Raw genomic sequence first — 15,841 nt, 5'->3', positions numbered from 1 at the left:
ATTACATATAATGAATATATTAAATTCAGTCCTCAAATTATTTATTGGGGATAAACATAAAAAAGATCTTGCACAATTAAATAAATATCTGGACAAAATTAAAAAGGAAGAAGAAAGTATTTCTTCTTTATCTTTTGATGATCTAAGATTTAAAACCATTGAGTTTAAAGAAAAAATATCTCAAGCAACTTTTGATCTTAAAAATAAAATTGCAGAATTAAAAGAACATACTCAAAATGTTGATAATATAGACGAAAAAGAGCGATTATACAGCGAGATTGAAAAATTTGAGAAGGAATCCTACGAAGTAGAAGAAAGAATATTGGAAGAAATACTTCCTCAAGCGTATGCTTTAATTAAAGAAACAGCCCGACGATTTGCTGAAAACAATACTATTACCGTTACAGCCACCGAGTTTGATAAAACATTGGCATTAACTAAAGAGTATGTTACCATTGAAGGAGATAAAGCCGTATGGAGAAATTATTGGAATGCGGCGGGTAAAGAAGTAAAATGGGACATGATTCATTATGATGTTCAATATATAGGGGGAACAGTATTACATCAAGGAAAAATTGCTGAAATGGCTACCGGAGAGGGCAAAACCTTAGTAGGAACGCTTCCTATGTATTTGAATGCTTTACCGGGACGTGGAGTTCATGTAGTAACAGTTAATGATTATTTAGCAAAACGGGACTCCGCATGGATGGCTCCTTTGTTTGAATTTCATGGATTAAAAGTAGATTGTATAGATAACCATCAACCCAATTCGGAATCTCGAAGACAAGCCTATCTTGCTGATATTACTTACGGAACCAATAATGAATTTGGATTCGATTATTTACGTGACAATATGGCAAATTCTCCAAATGATTTAGTTCAAAGAGAACTTAATTATGCCATTGTCGATGAGGTAGATTCCGTTCTAGTAGATGATGCACGTACGCCATTGATTATATCCGGACCGGTACCTCAAGGAGATAAACAAGAATATCAGGAATTAAAACCGGTTGTTGAAACCATTTTTACGGCTCAAAAAAATGAAATTTCAAAATTATTTCAGGAAGCAAAACAATTAATAGCTTCTGGAGATAAAAAAGAAGGAGGTTATAAATTATATCAAGTATATAGAGGATTACCTAAACATAAGCCTTTAATTAAATACCTTTCAGAAGAAGGGAACAAAGCTATTTTGTTAAAAGCTGAAGCTTATTTTATATCGGATAATAACCGAATGATGCCTGAGGCAGATAAAGATTTATATTTTTCAATTGATGAAAAAAATAATCAGGTGGAACTTACCGATAAAGGAATTGAATTTTTGTCAAAAGGAAATTCCGATCCTAACTTTTTTGTATTAGAAGATTTAGGAACTGTATTTGCCGATATTGAAAATAAAAACTTATCCAAAGAAGAAGAACATAAAGAAAAAGAAGAATTCTTACGATACTTTGCTATCAAATCCGAACGTATTCATTCTTTAAGTCAGTTGCTCAAGGCATATACTTTGTTTGAGAAAGATGTAGAATATGTTGTAATTGACGGACAAGTTAAGATTGTTGACGAGCAGACCGGACGTATTATGGAAGGGCGTCGTTATTCTGATGGATTGCATCAAGCTTTAGAAGCTAAAGAAAATGTAAAAGTCGAAGCAGCAACACAAACATTTGCTACAATTACTTTACAGAATTACTTCAGAATGTATAATAAATTGGCAGGTATGACCGGTACTGCCGAAACGGAAGCCGGAGAATTTTGGGAAATATATAAATTAGATGTAGTGGTTATTCCTACCAACAAACCTGTAATTAGAAACGACCAACAAGATTTAGTTTATAAAACCAACAGAGAAAAATTCAATGCCGTTTTAAATGAGGTGATACGTTTATCTCAAGAAGATAAAAGACCGGTATTGGTGGGAACTACTTCTGTAGAAATTTCCGAATTATTAAGCAAAGCTTTAAAATTAAGAAAAATACCGCATAATGTATTGAATGCAAAATTACATAAAAAAGAAGCAGACATTGTTGCAGAAGCGGGAAATCCGGGTGTAGTAACTATTGCTACCAATATGGCCGGAAGGGGTACCGATATTAAGTTAACGGATGAAGTTAAAGCCGCAGGAGGGTTGGCTATTATTGGTACGGAAAGACACGATTCTAGACGGGTAGACAGACAGTTAAGAGGTCGTGCCGGTCGTCAGGGAGATCCGGGATCTTCTCAATTCTATGTATCTCTAGAGGATAACTTAATGCGTTTATTCGGTTCTGATCGAATAGCTAAAATGATGGATCGATTAGGGCATAAGGAAGGAGATGTAATTCAACATTCTATGATCACTAACTCCATTGAAAGAGCTCAGAAAAAAGTTGAAGAAAATAACTTTGGAATTCGTAAAAGATTGTTGGAATATGACGATGTAATGAATAAACAAAGGGAAGTAATTTACAGCAGACGTAAAAATGCTCTTTTTGGTGAGAAATTAAGTATCGACATCGCTAACATGATTTATGATACGGCTGCTTTATTAGTAAGAGACAATAAACAAGATAAAAACTATAAAAATTTTGAGTTTGAGTTAGCAACAGTGTTTGCTATGGATACTCCTGTAGATGAAGCAGAATTTAACAGATTATCTGAAAAAGAACTTGTTGATAAAGTTTTTGAACAAGCAGAAGCTTATTATAAAGAAAAATTAGAAAATACGGCACAACAGTTGTATCCTATCATATCTAACGTCTTTTTAGCAAGAGGAAACACATTTAAAAATATTTCCGTTCCTTTTACTGACGGCACAAAAGTATTAAATGTAACCACCAATTTAGAAGATGCTTATAACTCTGAAGGAAAAGCTTTATTAAAAGACTTTGAAAAAGGAATTACTTTAGCATTAATAGACGAAAATTGGAAAGAACATTTAAGAGAGATGGATGAATTAAGAAAGTCTGTACAATCAGCCGTTTACGAACAAAAAGATCCGTTGGTTATTTATAAACAAGAATCCTTTGCTTTATTTAGGGATATGTTAGATAAAACCAATAAAGAAATTATCTCTTTCTTGTTCAAAGGAGGTTTACCATCTGAACCTGAAGAATCAAAAATAGAACAAGCTCGTGAAGTAAAACAAAAAGTGGTTGAGAGCAGAGAATTTGTTGAAAATGATGATAAACAGACTCAAGAAAAACCGGTTTCCGAACCATTACGTGTAAACAAGATCGGAAGAAATGAAATGGTACATGTGCGTAATTTGAGAACCGGAGAAGTTAAATCTTTGAAATTTAAACAAGCGCAAAGTCTCATAGAGGAGGGAAGTTGGATATTGGTAGATCAAGAAGATGAATAACTTCTAAAAAATATTAGAAATTTGAGCCGGAATAATAATATTTTATTATTCCGGTTTTTTATAAAAAAATTATAACCTTAATGCATTTAGCATGAAATCATTAGCAGAAATTAGGAACGAGTTTATTAAAAATCTTTCTTCGCTATATACTCTTAAAGAAATAGATATTATTTTTTATGCGTTGGCAGAAACATATTTGCATAAAGATAAAATTACTTTAAAATTAGGATTGGATGAAATGCAAGAAGATTCTCAAATAAAGCCTACACTTTTTCAAACAGCCTTATTTCATTTAATAAGCGGTATGCCTTATCAATATGTGGTAGGTTATACGGAATTTTACGGCTGTAAAATTTCTGTAAATCCCCATGTTTTGATTCCCAGACCGGAAACAGAAGAATTGGTATCTTGGATTTGTAATGACTTTGAAAATAAAAATGATGAGTTGAATATCATCGATTTATGTTCCGGAAGTGGATGTATTGCTATTGCATTAGCTAAAAACTTAAAAGCAAAAGTATCTGCTCTTGAAATTGACGAAAAGGCGATAAATTTGGCTAACAAAAATGCAGAAAGTAATCAAGTACAGGTAGATTTTATACAGGCTGATCTACTTAATACGGGTCACCTAATAAAGAATACTGAAAAGTATGATATTATTGTATCCAATCCTCCTTATATCAGAGAATATGAAAAAGAAGATATGGAAAGTAGGGTAGTCAATCATGAACCATCCAAGGCCTTATTTGTGCCGGACGATGATCCATTGGTTTTTTACAGGAGTATAATAGATTTTTCACTAAAAAACATGAAACCACAAGGAAGAATATATGTTGAAATTAATCAAGATTTAGGAGAAAAAACCAGACAACTGTTTTTGGAATACTTTAATTACGTGGAATTAAAACAAGATATATCCGGAAATTTTAGGATGATTAAGGCTAAAGAGATAGCTTCCTAAACAAGTAAATTTTTTATGTAATGTATTATTGCTTTAGAAATAAAAAAATTAAATTTTAAGATAAAAAATAAGCTTTATTTTATAAAATAATACTTCCTAAACGAGAAAATTTCAATTTTTTATCGGTAACATACGTTCCTTCTAATTTAATTCCGCTACAGTTACGGGCGCATATACTGGATTCATTTCCATTTAAAGACCTGCGATAGGTATATATAAAATCATGTGAATTAGGTATATTAATTGAAAATCTTTTATCTTTATAAACGTTTGGTATAAAGGTAATTTTTCCACTTTCAAATGCTTTAGCTAATTCAAATAAATTTAAAAGCGTATGGCTGGTTTCGGAATTATTGCTGTAATGATCATCAAAATAATTTTTATCCTTAGTTGCATCTTTAAATAAGTGATTACTTCTAAAATCAAAGTCAAAAGTACAAGTATATTCCTCTTTGCCAATTTTAATTTTTCTCTCCAATGTATAATCAGAATCTTCCATAATTTTTATATTTTTATAAATATAAGCATATTAATTGAAATATAAGTATATATATTTAAAAATTTATATTTATTATTTTTTATTACGCACTTCTATTATCATCTTGATAACTTGAGTTATCGGTAATACTTGTAATAAAGACTTAATACAAACAGTAATTAATTTTAATTTTTTATCAGGAATTCTCCAAAATAGTAATACAACTACTATAAAGAAAATCATAAACATTAATATATTTAAATTCATTTTTAAAATATTTTTATTATAAATAATTAGATACAATTTTTCTAAAACTGTCTTTTACCAAAGTTAAATTAAAAGGGAGTCGTCATGCTTAAATAGCTTTTCTCTTAAGCATTAAATTTAATTTAAGTGTTCTTTTAAAAAAAGGACATAAAATTAATATATTCTTAAATCGCGGATAAACATATAATTAATAAGGTTTGTATAGATTTTTTAAGTCTTTTGAATGTCGTTTAATACGTTATTAAGTAAATATAATATGATCGAAAATTATATATTCTTTAATCTCATTTAATGCGTAAATGAAAGAAATATTAAGCTTTTTGCTAAAAATAGCTAATAAAAAAATTTATATAATTCATGCTTAAAAAATATTCAATTAGTATAAATAAGATATATATTTAATGACAAAAAACGGAATAATTATTTATGTCTTTTTGATTGTGTGTTTATAATTAGTAATCAATGCCTTAAAATAAGGTTAATAGAAAATTTGTGTATTTATGCAATAATTTTATGATTTATTTTTATTTTGCGTATGGAATGTGTACAAACCATTAGGTATAATTCGCTTAACTTCTGCAGAATGTAAATTTTGCCGAAAACTGATTTTACCAAGCATATAAACGAAAAAGGATTTTCAAATTTGTAGGAAGACTACGTCAAAAATATTATTACTTTATTCTCATTTTCCCCCAAAAACCTTGTGGTATTGAGTTTTAAAATAAGTTGTCCTAATAAATGTCTATGTTTTAAAAACTGTATTGCATTCCTTTTATCGTTTTCAGAAATGATAAATTGCTGTTGCGGAGCTTTGCCGATAAACTTTAATTGTTGCAGTCGGTAATCTTCTAATTGCATTGTCAAAGCGTGTAAGGTTCGGCTTACTTCAATAATTTTCAGTTCCCATTTATCGCAAAGCGTTCTTTGTAGTTTGTCCGTTTGGTTGTCGTTGTATAAATCCAAAGTGGTGCGGAATGGCGGATAATTTTCAAAAGAAATCCGAAGCGTGCAAACCAATCTTTCTACCTGCGACAAATCCACTCCGCCCAAAATATCAACGGTCAAAAAATCATCTTTGTACGTGATAAAATTAGCGTTGGTAATGTGTAAATTTTTCATCTTGAAAAGCATTAAATAACAGACAAAAAACAGCAAAAAAATGTGAGAAATAAAATCGGGTTATCAACAAAGAGAAGAAAGGGAAAACGCCCAATCCGCTTTATTTTCAGCGATTTTGGAACGGTAAGAAACCCCGAAAAAACCAAAGAAAAAGAAGAAGAAAAAAAGCCCCCGAAAAACCGACAAAAACAACCGCTAAAAGTCCAAAAACCGACAACGAAAGACAAGCAAAACAGACTTCAAAAGCAAAAAAATATCGCTCTGAAAGAGCGAAAAAAAGCCCCGAAAAAGGAGTGCTTCGCACGACAAAAATTTTAAAATAGCGGACTGGAACAGTCCGAAAAAAGCCCCGAACCGCCAAAGGCGGAAAAAAGAAAAAAGCCCCGAGAAATTTGCTCCAATTTTGGAGCAAAAACAGTCTGAAAATTGCCGAAAATCGGCAAAAAACAGTCGCAATTCTGCGACTGAAAGCAACGAAAAACGACAACGGACAAAATGTCCGAAATGTTAATATTTTTAATCGTTTCCAGCGATTAAAAAGCGAAAAAAATCACTGCGAAGCAGTGAAAAAAGCCCCGAAAAAAAATTGTCCGCCAATGGCGGAACAGGAAACAGATTTTTGTAAAAAATCATCGGTTAAAAACCGATTTTAAAAGTCTGATAATGGCGAAAGCCATTAAAAATTACTGGCGGATTTTCCGCCAAAAAAAGCCCCGATTTTAGACTGCTCCGCAGGAAAATAAAAAAAAAGAAAAAAGCCCCGAAAAAAAGGAGTGGCAGAGCCACGAGAAAATTTAAAAATATCCGTCCGCAACAGCGGACAGAAAAAGCCCCGAAAAAAGAAAAAAAAACACCCCAAAAACGCAACAGGAAAACCACCAAAACCACCCGAAAAATACCGTTCCAAAATCGCTGAAAATAAAGCGGATTGGGCAAAAATGGAAAAAGGCGAAAAAGAACGGTAAAGGAAAGAAAATCAAAGTGTTATGAAAAAATGCAAATTGTGGATAACTTTTTTATTTTGGGCGATTTTAAGGGTAGAAAATAGACTAAAAGCCAAATTTTGCGGAGCAATTTTTATAAATGCGTGGCTTTGCCACACCTTTTTTGCCCCCTTTTTCTTCCGCTTTTGGAGCGGAAAGAGATAAAAAAACCGCTTTGAAGAAAGCGGTTAAAGTCTTAAACTTCTTTTAGTTTGATATTGAAATTATGTTCTATTATTACCTCTTTCATTTTATCTGTAATTGCATATAGATTTTTTTCTTCACTATCACGAGCTATATAAAAATCGGTATTGACGGAACTACTAAAAACAGGAATATCCATAATTTTTTCGCCCTCTGATAACTCATAATATTCTGATTTTTCTTTGTCTATTAGTTGTATGAAATTTAAAATCCTACCTACATAAAAATCATACGAAATATTATCACAGATAACTTTACAGGGAATAAACTCCATATCCTGCCTTAACTTGTCCTGCAATATTTCAACAAATTGTTGAGAAAAAATAGGAACAGGCGAAGAACATTTTAAATAATCAATCTTCTCTATATTATTACTGTTATATCCTTGTTGAGCTGTAAAAACAAGTTTTTTATGTTCAAGGAACTTTCTATCATTAAGCCCCTCAATGAAATAATTATAATATTCCTCATAATCTTTTTCTTTGATGCTCGACAAATCAACAATAGCTAACTCATTTAAAATACTTGTTCTTAATTCATATAACATAATCTAATGACATTTTAATTTACCTGAATCTAACTCGGCTCTTGTCCGGTGTTGTAAATTGTGAATCTCCGTTTGTATTCTCGTTGGACTCCATTTTTCTTTTGTTGCAACCCTTTCAAGAGCATCAAGTCTTTTGCCCATTATATCATTATAATCTGCGTGTACGGAATTGAATCCTTCGTGTAAAGATTTGTTTGGATTAGGGTCTATTCCTTCGGCTACTGGTAAATACTTCATATTTGTAGCATTATTAATATCCAATCCCGATTTTTGGAATAGAGTATGATTCCGTAAACTGTACGGTATTATGTGATGTCTTTGATACCCTTGCTTTGTCGGCATCCAAGACGGAAATCTATCAATAGGAATAGGACTTAAACCGAAAGGGTCTATCAAAGTGTTTGTATCGTGTACATAGGCATAAAAATTCGGGTTATTTCCTTGCAGACCGATGGGGTCTTGGCTTATATAAGTTCCCGTATTACTGTCGTAATACCTAAACCGATTGTAATAAAGCCCGTCTAGTTCCTTATCTTCGTACTGCCCCAGTTGCCTGAACGGAATAAACGACTTATTGTTAAATAAATTTTCCCGTATTCTGCCATAGATGTCAAATTCCACCTGCCAAACCAGCTTACCTTTATAATCATAGGCCTGAGCGGGTCTGCCCAAATAATCCGATACAATCGAGTAGGACTTGCCCTCGCATAACTTAGCTGTGGGTACTAAACTTCCTTCCTCATAAACCCAAGTGGTCAGGTTTTCGATCGGTTCGGATTGTTCCAACATAAGCATTCCCAGCTCATCAGAAACAACCTTAGGTCGTCGCTCACTCTCATAAAACCACTCATGTAATAATACATTACCATCCCAAAGATAACGATAAATCTTTGTATTTGCAATTTTCGCTGTTCTTCTTCCTAACGCGTCGTATTCAAAACGGATCCATTTCCCCTGAGGATTGCGTACCGCTTGTAACATTCCGTTACCCTGCCATTGGTATTCCCAGTCACCTTGTTGCCATTGTGGAGGGTCAGAATTTTCAAGCGTTCTTTTTTTTCTTATTTTATCGTATTGTTTGAGTTCGGATTTTGAATATCTCCGTATTTCGGCCTTACGGTCAAATTCATTTTCTTCAATCCAAAAATTGTTCTTAGAATTTGTATTTTCACTTAAGAAAGATGAATTTTTTGGTAAGTTATTGGCAGAATTATTAAAATTTCTCGGAGTTTTTAAAATAAGATTTCCCTGTTTATCATAAAGATAATTCCAATTTTTATCCTTTAGAATCTTACCCGATGCCCCATATATTTGATCGGATTTTTGTGTATCGGAATACAAATTACCCACCTCATCGGGAAGTTTGTAATCGTAGCTTCCGTCTTGATAACCGGCACTAGCTAAGTTTCCGAAGGAATCATAAGAAAATTCGGTTTTGCCTTGAGTTAAACCGTTTATGACATGATTTAGCTGATGCCCCGGACTCCAGCTATATTGACGGTTATAGGTTTCAGTTCTTCCACTGTGTACCCGGCTGGAAAATATCCTTCCCTGCTCATCATAGGAAGTGGTAAGTTTAATACGTCCGTTAAGCTCTTTTTCTATTTCTTGTCCCAGCAAATTACGAGTAATTCGGGCTTTCCATTGAGAACTATTTTGATCTGATACTATATTGGCTGTAAGAGTAAGAAGGTTACCGTTTTCATCGAAAGTATTTTGAATATCTGTGCCCAGTGAACTTTTAAGTTGCTTGCGGTTACCGTTATTATCAAAAGTACTGATAATATGATGGCCTTCATCTTGGGGTAATCCACTGTTATGTATTTCTTTAATAACGCGTCCTGCCTTGTCTCTTAAAAGTTTTACACAATTATCTTGATTTCGGGCTTCTACCAGTTGTCCGTTTTTATTATAGTCAAACGTTTCCCATGTTCCATCCGAATATTCTTGTCGTATAACTTGTCCTGCAAGGTTGTATTCATATATTGTCCAAGCTCCGCCGCTTTTACTAATTTTAATTACTTTTCCCGCTCGATCTCGTATATAGTCGGCCGCCATACGATCAAAGCCCACTTCACGATTAATATCGCCCCGAGAATTTCTAAAAAATTGGTACTTTTCATTTTTTTGATTTCGTATTTCTTTAATGCGTTCCATTTTGTCATAATTGAACTGTACTTTTATTCCGTTTTGCTCTCTCATTAGCAAACTTCCCAGAGGAGTATATTTAAAATTTATTTTTTTATTGCCTTCTAGGGCTTCAATAATTTCTTCATAGGCATTATATCGGAAAAAAGTTTCTTGATTATGGGAGCGTATCGAAGTAACTCTTGCAAGTTTATCGTATTTGAAGTGTTGGTTTATACCTTGAGCATTTTTTACACGAGTTACATTTCCTCGAAAATCATAACTCCATTCTGTGGATAGCTTATTTGTATTGGATAAGGAAATAAGATTATTATGATTATCATAGGATAAAAAGACAGAATTTCCATTTTTCCGAACTTCGGATAAAAGATTTTTCTCGTTATATTCAAATACCGTTATACTGTCATCCGGCTCTATGATAGCATGTAATAAAGGGCTTTTTTCTTTATATACATAAGATTTTTTTTGTCCTTCGGGCGAAATGGTAAGTGTAAGTCTGTTTTTTTGATCATACATAAAAATTTGTTCACTGCCATCCGGATAGGTAATGGCAGTTTGATTGCCATTATCGTCGTAACTATAGCCGGTACAATTACCCTCTTCATCTATTTCTCGATATAGTTCCATAAATTCCGTATAATGGAAAAATTTAGAATTTCCCAACGGGTCTTTTATTTGAGTAACCAGTTGGTCAGAAGTATAATAATAATAAGTTTCAGCCCCATGTGAATCGATAATGCAGTTAAAGCCTTTTTGGGGATAATATTCCATTCGACCTTCTTGTAAACCTCCATCACCCCAAGTATGAATGCATCTGGCGTTATAATCTGTTCCATCATATTCCCAATAAAAGGATTGACCGTTACGGTCTGTTTTCTTAACCATCAATGTTCCTTTATAGTGAATGTTAGTAGTTTGATTTCGTCCGTCGGTAATTCCGATCATATTGCCGATTTGGTCATACTGATATTGCACAAGATCTTCTTCCTTATTTACATCATCCCTAACCAATACTATTCTAATGATTTTTTCACCATTCCGATAGAGTTTTATCTTTCTGTTAGCAGTATCAATAATTTCTGAAAGAACCCCTCCTGAATAATAAAATTGTAAAGAAAAAGCGGCTGTATTTTGTATTCTACTAATTTTATATTGATATTGATGTATTCTATGTTCGAAAAAATAGGTAAGTTGATTGGGGTGAAGGAATAACTCATAGCCGTTTTTATTTCTTGTTAGGGTCATTTTTTCCTCTCTCAAATAATAATTTTCGTTTATCTCAAGAAGAGGAAATTCAATAATTCTACCGTCTTCGGCTCGAACGAGAATTATTTCATCATCGGGAAATATTTCTACATCCAAATCATAGTTCGAATGGACACCATGCCCTAAAGGACCTGCATAATCAGAATCTGAATACCAAGCTCTTTTCCATTCCAATGGCATAATCCCCGGAATAGTAAAATCAGTTCCTTCATAAACAACTGCTCCGGTAACTAAATTGACCGGTTCGAAACCCAAATGACATAAAAATTTACTTAATTTGTTAGGGCCTTTTTTTGCTTTTAACTTATAATTAAATTTAGTAATTCCAGCTTTGGCTTTATTTAGTCCCTTTCTAATACCCTTTATACCTTTACCTACACCTTTACCAACAACTTTCATAACAGCACCAAAACCAAAACTCATAACTAAACCGCTTATAATTCCACCCCAATCCGGAGGAAAGGGGCCACCCACATTTACTTTAGGTCCAAATGAGATGGGCAGGGAATAGGATGTTGGTGCAAACAATGTTGGTATTAATTTCCAAAATTTTTTCTTTCCCGGTTGTAGTGATAAAGGTATTCCTATATCATTACAAGTCATAAGCATATGTCCTTTAGGACTTAAACGTGTGCTATCTGCAAATACTTTTTTAGATGCGAAAAAATTCATGGATTGATGTCCTATAATTGGAGCCATAATCCAAGGCGGAGTAAAAAGAGGTATATGCTTTATAGTGAGTATAATTCCGTTAGTATCGGAAACCCCTCTTTTTTTTCCTTTTATTTGTACGTTAGTTCCTACAAAAGGCATATAATCCATAGGATCCAATACAATGCCTATGTACGGGTGAAAAGGATTGAAAGGAGGAAAAGCTGTAAAATGTATATCTATTCCTAATACGGGGGTAAAATGATTGTCTGTTAGTAACATTTTTTTAATTTTAATTATTTTACGGTGACATTTGTAAATTTGAATAAGCTTTATGTCTCCATTTTTGCCCAAAAAGATTTTCCATGCGATCACTAATGTTACGATGATCATCTTCGGTGAGTATGGGTGAATTGGAAAGGTAATAGTTTGCAATAAAATTGAATTCGGTTATCTTAATAAATTCATCTTCTTGCTTATATAGTTCCCAAAATATTCCACTTTCCATATATTGGTTCATTTCTGATTTCATAAAATTTTTCTCAGCTATAATTATTGCATTTTTACAGCTGCTGATAGCCTCCATAAAGTGTTGGGTTTTCATGGCTTGGTCTGTACTTTTAACAAAATACTCCCAGGCTTTTTTATGTTTTCCCTCAATACTACAATAAGATGCTTTAAAATTATATAATTGAAATAAAATACCTAAAGAGGAGATATCGTTATTTTTTAGTTGTGATTGACAAATAGTTATACCTTTATCTAACAAGGAGTGTATATTTTTATCTTTAAAACTGAATAAAAAACCCGCAAATATGAGATGTGCAGATGCCCATATTCCTTTATCACCTGTTGACTGACCTACATCGAGTAATTTTTTTCCCCAATGATAGATTCCTGATTTATTTTGTGCTGAAGCCTGTTTTCCCATTTCCATCATGCAAACATTAAATTTTACTTGAGGATCTGAAGGATTACCACTTTTAATTAATTCTTCATAAGCACCTTTCATATTTTGACTTTTCACAGGTATAGAAAAGGAGGAATAATTAGGATTATTGATTACATTAGAATAATAGGAATTTTCTTTATAATCGGTTACTACTACTCCTATGCCTTCCGGTAATTGTTCTGCAAATACTTTAAGCCATTTTGCAAATTCTGTATAATTATATACTTTTCTAGGAATTAAACCTATCCTTAATTTTTCTTCTTTATTAGGAAGAAATTTTTTGTAACTTATAAAAAGTTCTAACAAAAACTTACCATGAAGAATTTCAGGATCGATTTTTTTAAATTTATCCCTAAATTCTGAAAATTCATTCCAAGGTAAATTAGGGTATTTAATTAAATTTTTTTCATATTCATCAAGCCAATCTTTGGCTAATTGATAAGAAAAATTTTTTTTAGATTCAAAATCAGTTAAAAGTACAACCAGTATTTCATCTATTGATCTGTGTGGGGAAGATTCTAATTTATAAAAGCCATTTATAAGGGGTAAATCGTCCTCATCTTCTAATAAAAAACGTACAACTTTATAATTTTTACCTTGTATTTGATCTTTCCAATTTTGTTGAATTCGATTCAATCGTATGGCGATCGGATTATGTTCGTTATTCATAATTTAGCTTAAAATAAATTTCTTAATTAAGATTGACAGAATCAGATCCTTTAATATTTGATATAGTGGATTCTACATCTATAGTTTGCCCTGATTTAATTTCTACTTGTCCTTTAGCATTTATTGTTACTTTAGGGGCTTTTTTAGCAATAAGGGTTTTACTTATTGTTTTTACAATGTCCGTACCTGTTGTAGTATGGGATTTTGTTTTAGTTTCTATTGTTTTTTCTCCTTCAATTTTTATTTCTTTACCTTTAATAATTATTTTACCGTCTTTATGAAGCTCTATACTGGATTCTCCACTTTGGATTGTAATTTTATCTTTTGAGTCTAAATCCGTATTACCGGCACCATCCATGACTAAGAATGCTGTCCCTTTATCGGCTAAAGTCATATCTCCTTTTTGATCGTTAAAAGTAAGGTTTGATCCTGCTGCAGTTTGCAAACCTTTCATATAATTACCGGCTCCACCATGTCCGGATTTACCTTCTCCATTAAACATAGCCCCTAAGCTTACCGGCTTTTCTGCATTTCCGTTCTCAAAACTCACGATTACTTCCTCTCCAATTTCAGGAACTACATGCATTCCTTTGCCTTTTCCTGCATATGGGGTAATTGAACGAATCCAGGGTGTCATACCGTTAAAAGGCTTTTGCCAAGGAAACTGTACCCGAATTCGAGACATTCCTTCTGGATCGTTATTATCCATAACCGTAGCCGATTGCTCTTCACATAAAGGAATAGCATCCTCATCCATATATTCAGGAACCATATTGTCCATAGGCACGCCCACCAATTCATTATAATATCCTTCGGTAATGTCTTGAGAATGCGTGATTTCTATAATTTTATATCGTTCCAAAGGAACTTCCCCGTCTTTAAAAAGCCCGCTTTTAGGCATCCAGCCTTTAAGCTTTACAATATCTCCCAATCTTAAATTAGGATTATTGGTTTTAGCTTCTAAAAACAGCACATGTTGACGTCTGAGCTTTTGCCTTTCCACGGCTTGGGTTACCTCAATAGAACCTTTTTCCAATAAGGATTGATTGTATAAGGATAAAGGCACCTTAGCGTATATTTTTTCCGAAGCGGTGATAGCATGTTGTTGAAAAGGATTAACAATACTCCATTTAGGAGGAATACTGTCAGAGTCTACCGTATGGTTTTGAGCCCTTTTCGCATCATAACCAACATAGCTGAATTTTTGAGGAACTAATCTCATTTTCAGCTCATAACTGTAGACATCTTTTTCTTCTACCAATTCCACAGTTTTACCTCCCGCTCCTCCAAAGACAATTTGTTGCCCGTTATAATAGAGCCATTCCCCATACCTTGTGGCCAAACGTTTAATAAACTCCCAATCCGATTCACGATATTGTACCGTATAAAGTAGAGGGTCTTTTAACATAGGACGTAAGTCCCAGCTAAGCAAATCTGACTGATATTCCGAAGTAGCCTGTTGAATGATAGCATCCAAACTTTGATTTTCAAAACTTTGGCAATCCAGTCCGTTTTCCAATAAAATAGTAGGAGCATGGCCCTTGATAAAAAGCTTATTATAGCCATCCACCTTTTTATTGGAAAGCTCGGTAACAATACCCGAAAAAATATAAGCGGTTTGTCCGTATTGTTTGAGTTGAATAGAAATTTTCTTACCTAAAAGCTCACGAGAATTGGTCATCGGATAAGAATCCCTATCACCGAAAGCCTCCGCATAACAAGAAATTTCAAAATGGTCATGGTCCGCCATTTTTTGGTTTAGCGTAAGAGTAAAATGACTGTCTCGTAATACTTCGTTACCATCGATAGAAATAGCTGCATAAACAATATGAGAATTTTTAAGTTGAGAAGCTAAATCCCCTCCATATTTAGCAAAAAATTGAGAAGCCATATCTTTAATTTTCTTTTCCAGAGCATCCGGAGGAGTTACACTAAAACAATCAGGAGGTTTAATGGCATCTTCAAGTTTAATGGATCTATCACTACTTGCAACTATATTTTTTTTAAGCAAATCAAGCTTATCCGAATGATCGGAAACAGGAGCTGTAAACGAATTAATTTTTTGATTTACCTTATCGGTAATTCCGGAAGAATCAACTATATTTTTAGTCAAATCTTTAGTGTTAAGATTCACCGAATTCTTTTTATCCAAAGGATTCATGGGATTGTAATTTAATTGTGTTAAAAAATAAAAACTAATATTTATAAAAAATATGGAGTAAATATAGTTATTTTATTTATTTATTAATAATT

Annotated in this window: 10 protein-coding genes; 4 read left to right on the top strand and 6 right to left on the bottom strand. The window is 32.9% G+C overall.

What is annotated here, in order from left to right:
* Positions 1-10: 10 nt before the first annotated feature.
* Together secA and prmC are read left to right on the top strand one after the other, a co-directional pair.
* The gene (gene secA / locus G8C43_RS02495) at positions 11-3,343 is read left to right on the top strand and encodes a preprotein translocase subunit SecA (protein WP_166003916.1); all 3,333 of its coding nucleotides are present in this window, start codon (positions 11-13) and stop codon (positions 3,341-3,343) included.
* Between the two features lie 91 nt (positions 3,344-3,434).
* Positions 3,435-4,304, top strand: a complete 870-nt coding sequence (prmC, locus tag G8C43_RS02490; RefSeq protein ID WP_166003914.1) for a peptide chain release factor N(5)-glutamine methyltransferase — start codon at positions 3,435-3,437, stop codon at positions 4,302-4,304.
* Between the two features lie 79 nt (positions 4,305-4,383).
* On the opposite strand, the gene G8C43_RS02485 is transcribed toward prmC, so the two are convergent.
* Both G8C43_RS02485 and G8C43_RS02480 read right to left on the bottom strand, forming a co-directional pair.
* Positions 4,384-4,803, bottom strand: a complete 420-nt coding sequence (locus G8C43_RS02485; RefSeq protein ID WP_166003912.1) for a hypothetical protein — start codon at positions 4,801-4,803, stop codon at positions 4,384-4,386.
* A gap of 900 nt (positions 4,804-5,703) precedes the next feature.
* A complete protein-coding gene (locus tag G8C43_RS02480) occupies positions 5,704-6,168 on the bottom strand; it encodes a hypothetical protein (protein ID WP_166003910.1) in 465 nt (154 codons plus the stop codon).
* 42 nt (positions 6,169-6,210) lie between these two features.
* Between G8C43_RS02480 and G8C43_RS02475 the strand changes: the two genes are divergently transcribed.
* Together G8C43_RS02475 and G8C43_RS02470 are read left to right on the top strand one after the other, a co-directional pair.
* Positions 6,211-6,486, top strand: coding sequence for a hypothetical protein (locus G8C43_RS02475; protein WP_166003908.1), 276 nt, complete (start codon positions 6,211-6,213; stop codon positions 6,484-6,486).
* Positions 6,487-6,941: 455 nt separating this feature from the next.
* Positions 6,942-7,133, top strand: coding sequence for a hypothetical protein (locus G8C43_RS02470; RefSeq protein ID WP_166003906.1), 192 nt, complete (start codon positions 6,942-6,944; stop codon positions 7,131-7,133).
* Between the two features lie 214 nt (positions 7,134-7,347).
* Here the strand turns inward: G8C43_RS02470 and G8C43_RS02465 are convergent, their stop codons facing one another.
* Genes G8C43_RS02465 through G8C43_RS02450 form a run of 4 tightly spaced genes read right to left on the bottom strand, consistent with a single transcriptional unit; the run spans position 7,348 to position 15,749 of the window.
* Positions 7,348-7,902 (bottom strand): hypothetical protein, encoded by a 555-nt coding sequence (locus G8C43_RS02465; protein ID WP_166003904.1) that lies wholly within the window; start codon positions 7,900-7,902, stop codon positions 7,348-7,350.
* A gap of 3 nt (positions 7,903-7,905) precedes the next feature.
* Complete coding sequence (locus G8C43_RS02460) at positions 7,906-12,249, bottom strand: DUF6531 domain-containing protein (protein WP_166003902.1); 4,344 nt, start codon at positions 12,247-12,249, stop codon at positions 7,906-7,908.
* 19 nt (positions 12,250-12,268) lie between these two features.
* Entirely contained in the window at positions 12,269-13,588 is a 1,320-nt protein-coding gene (locus tag G8C43_RS02455; RefSeq protein ID WP_166003900.1) for a hypothetical protein, read from the bottom strand.
* Between the two features lie 22 nt (positions 13,589-13,610).
* Positions 13,611-15,749 carry a type VI secretion system Vgr family protein gene (locus G8C43_RS02450; RefSeq protein WP_166003898.1) on the bottom strand — a complete coding sequence of 713 codons (2,139 nt, stop codon included), beginning with the start codon at positions 15,747-15,749 and terminating at the stop codon, positions 13,611-13,613.
* Between the last annotated feature and the right edge of the window lie 92 nt (positions 15,750-15,841).

The organism is Apibacter sp. B2966, assembly GCF_011082485.1.
In the GTDB taxonomy this organism is placed as follows: Bacteria; Bacteroidota; Bacteroidia; order Flavobacteriales; family Weeksellaceae; genus Apibacter.
This window is presented reverse-complemented; position numbering and strand designations above follow the sequence as displayed.

Excerpts from the sequence above, each read along its gene's own strand:
- G8C43_RS02485 (WP_166003912.1), bottom strand. The coding sequence starts at position 4,803 with ATGGAAGATTCTGATTATACATTGGAGAGAAAAATTAAAATTGGCAAA.
- G8C43_RS02460 (WP_166003902.1), bottom strand. The coding sequence starts at position 12,249 with ATGTTACTAACAGACAATCATTTTACCCCCGTATTAGGAATAGATATA.
- prmC (WP_166003914.1), top strand. The coding sequence starts at position 3,435 with ATGAAATCATTAGCAGAAATTAGGAACGAGTTTATTAAAAATCTTTCT.
- G8C43_RS02465 (WP_166003904.1), bottom strand. The coding sequence starts at position 7,902 with ATGTTATATGAATTAAGAACAAGTATTTTAAATGAGTTAGCTATTGTT.
- G8C43_RS02480 (WP_166003910.1), bottom strand. The coding sequence starts at position 6,168 with ATGAAAAATTTACACATTACCAACGCTAATTTTATCACGTACAAAGAT.
- G8C43_RS02450 (WP_166003898.1), bottom strand. The coding sequence starts at position 15,749 with ATGAATCCTTTGGATAAAAAGAATTCGGTGAATCTTAACACTAAAGAT.
- G8C43_RS02455 (WP_166003900.1), bottom strand. The coding sequence starts at position 13,588 with ATGAATAACGAACATAATCCGATCGCCATACGATTGAATCGAATTCAA.
- secA (WP_166003916.1), top strand. The coding sequence starts at position 11 with ATGAATATATTAAATTCAGTCCTCAAATTATTTATTGGGGATAAACAT.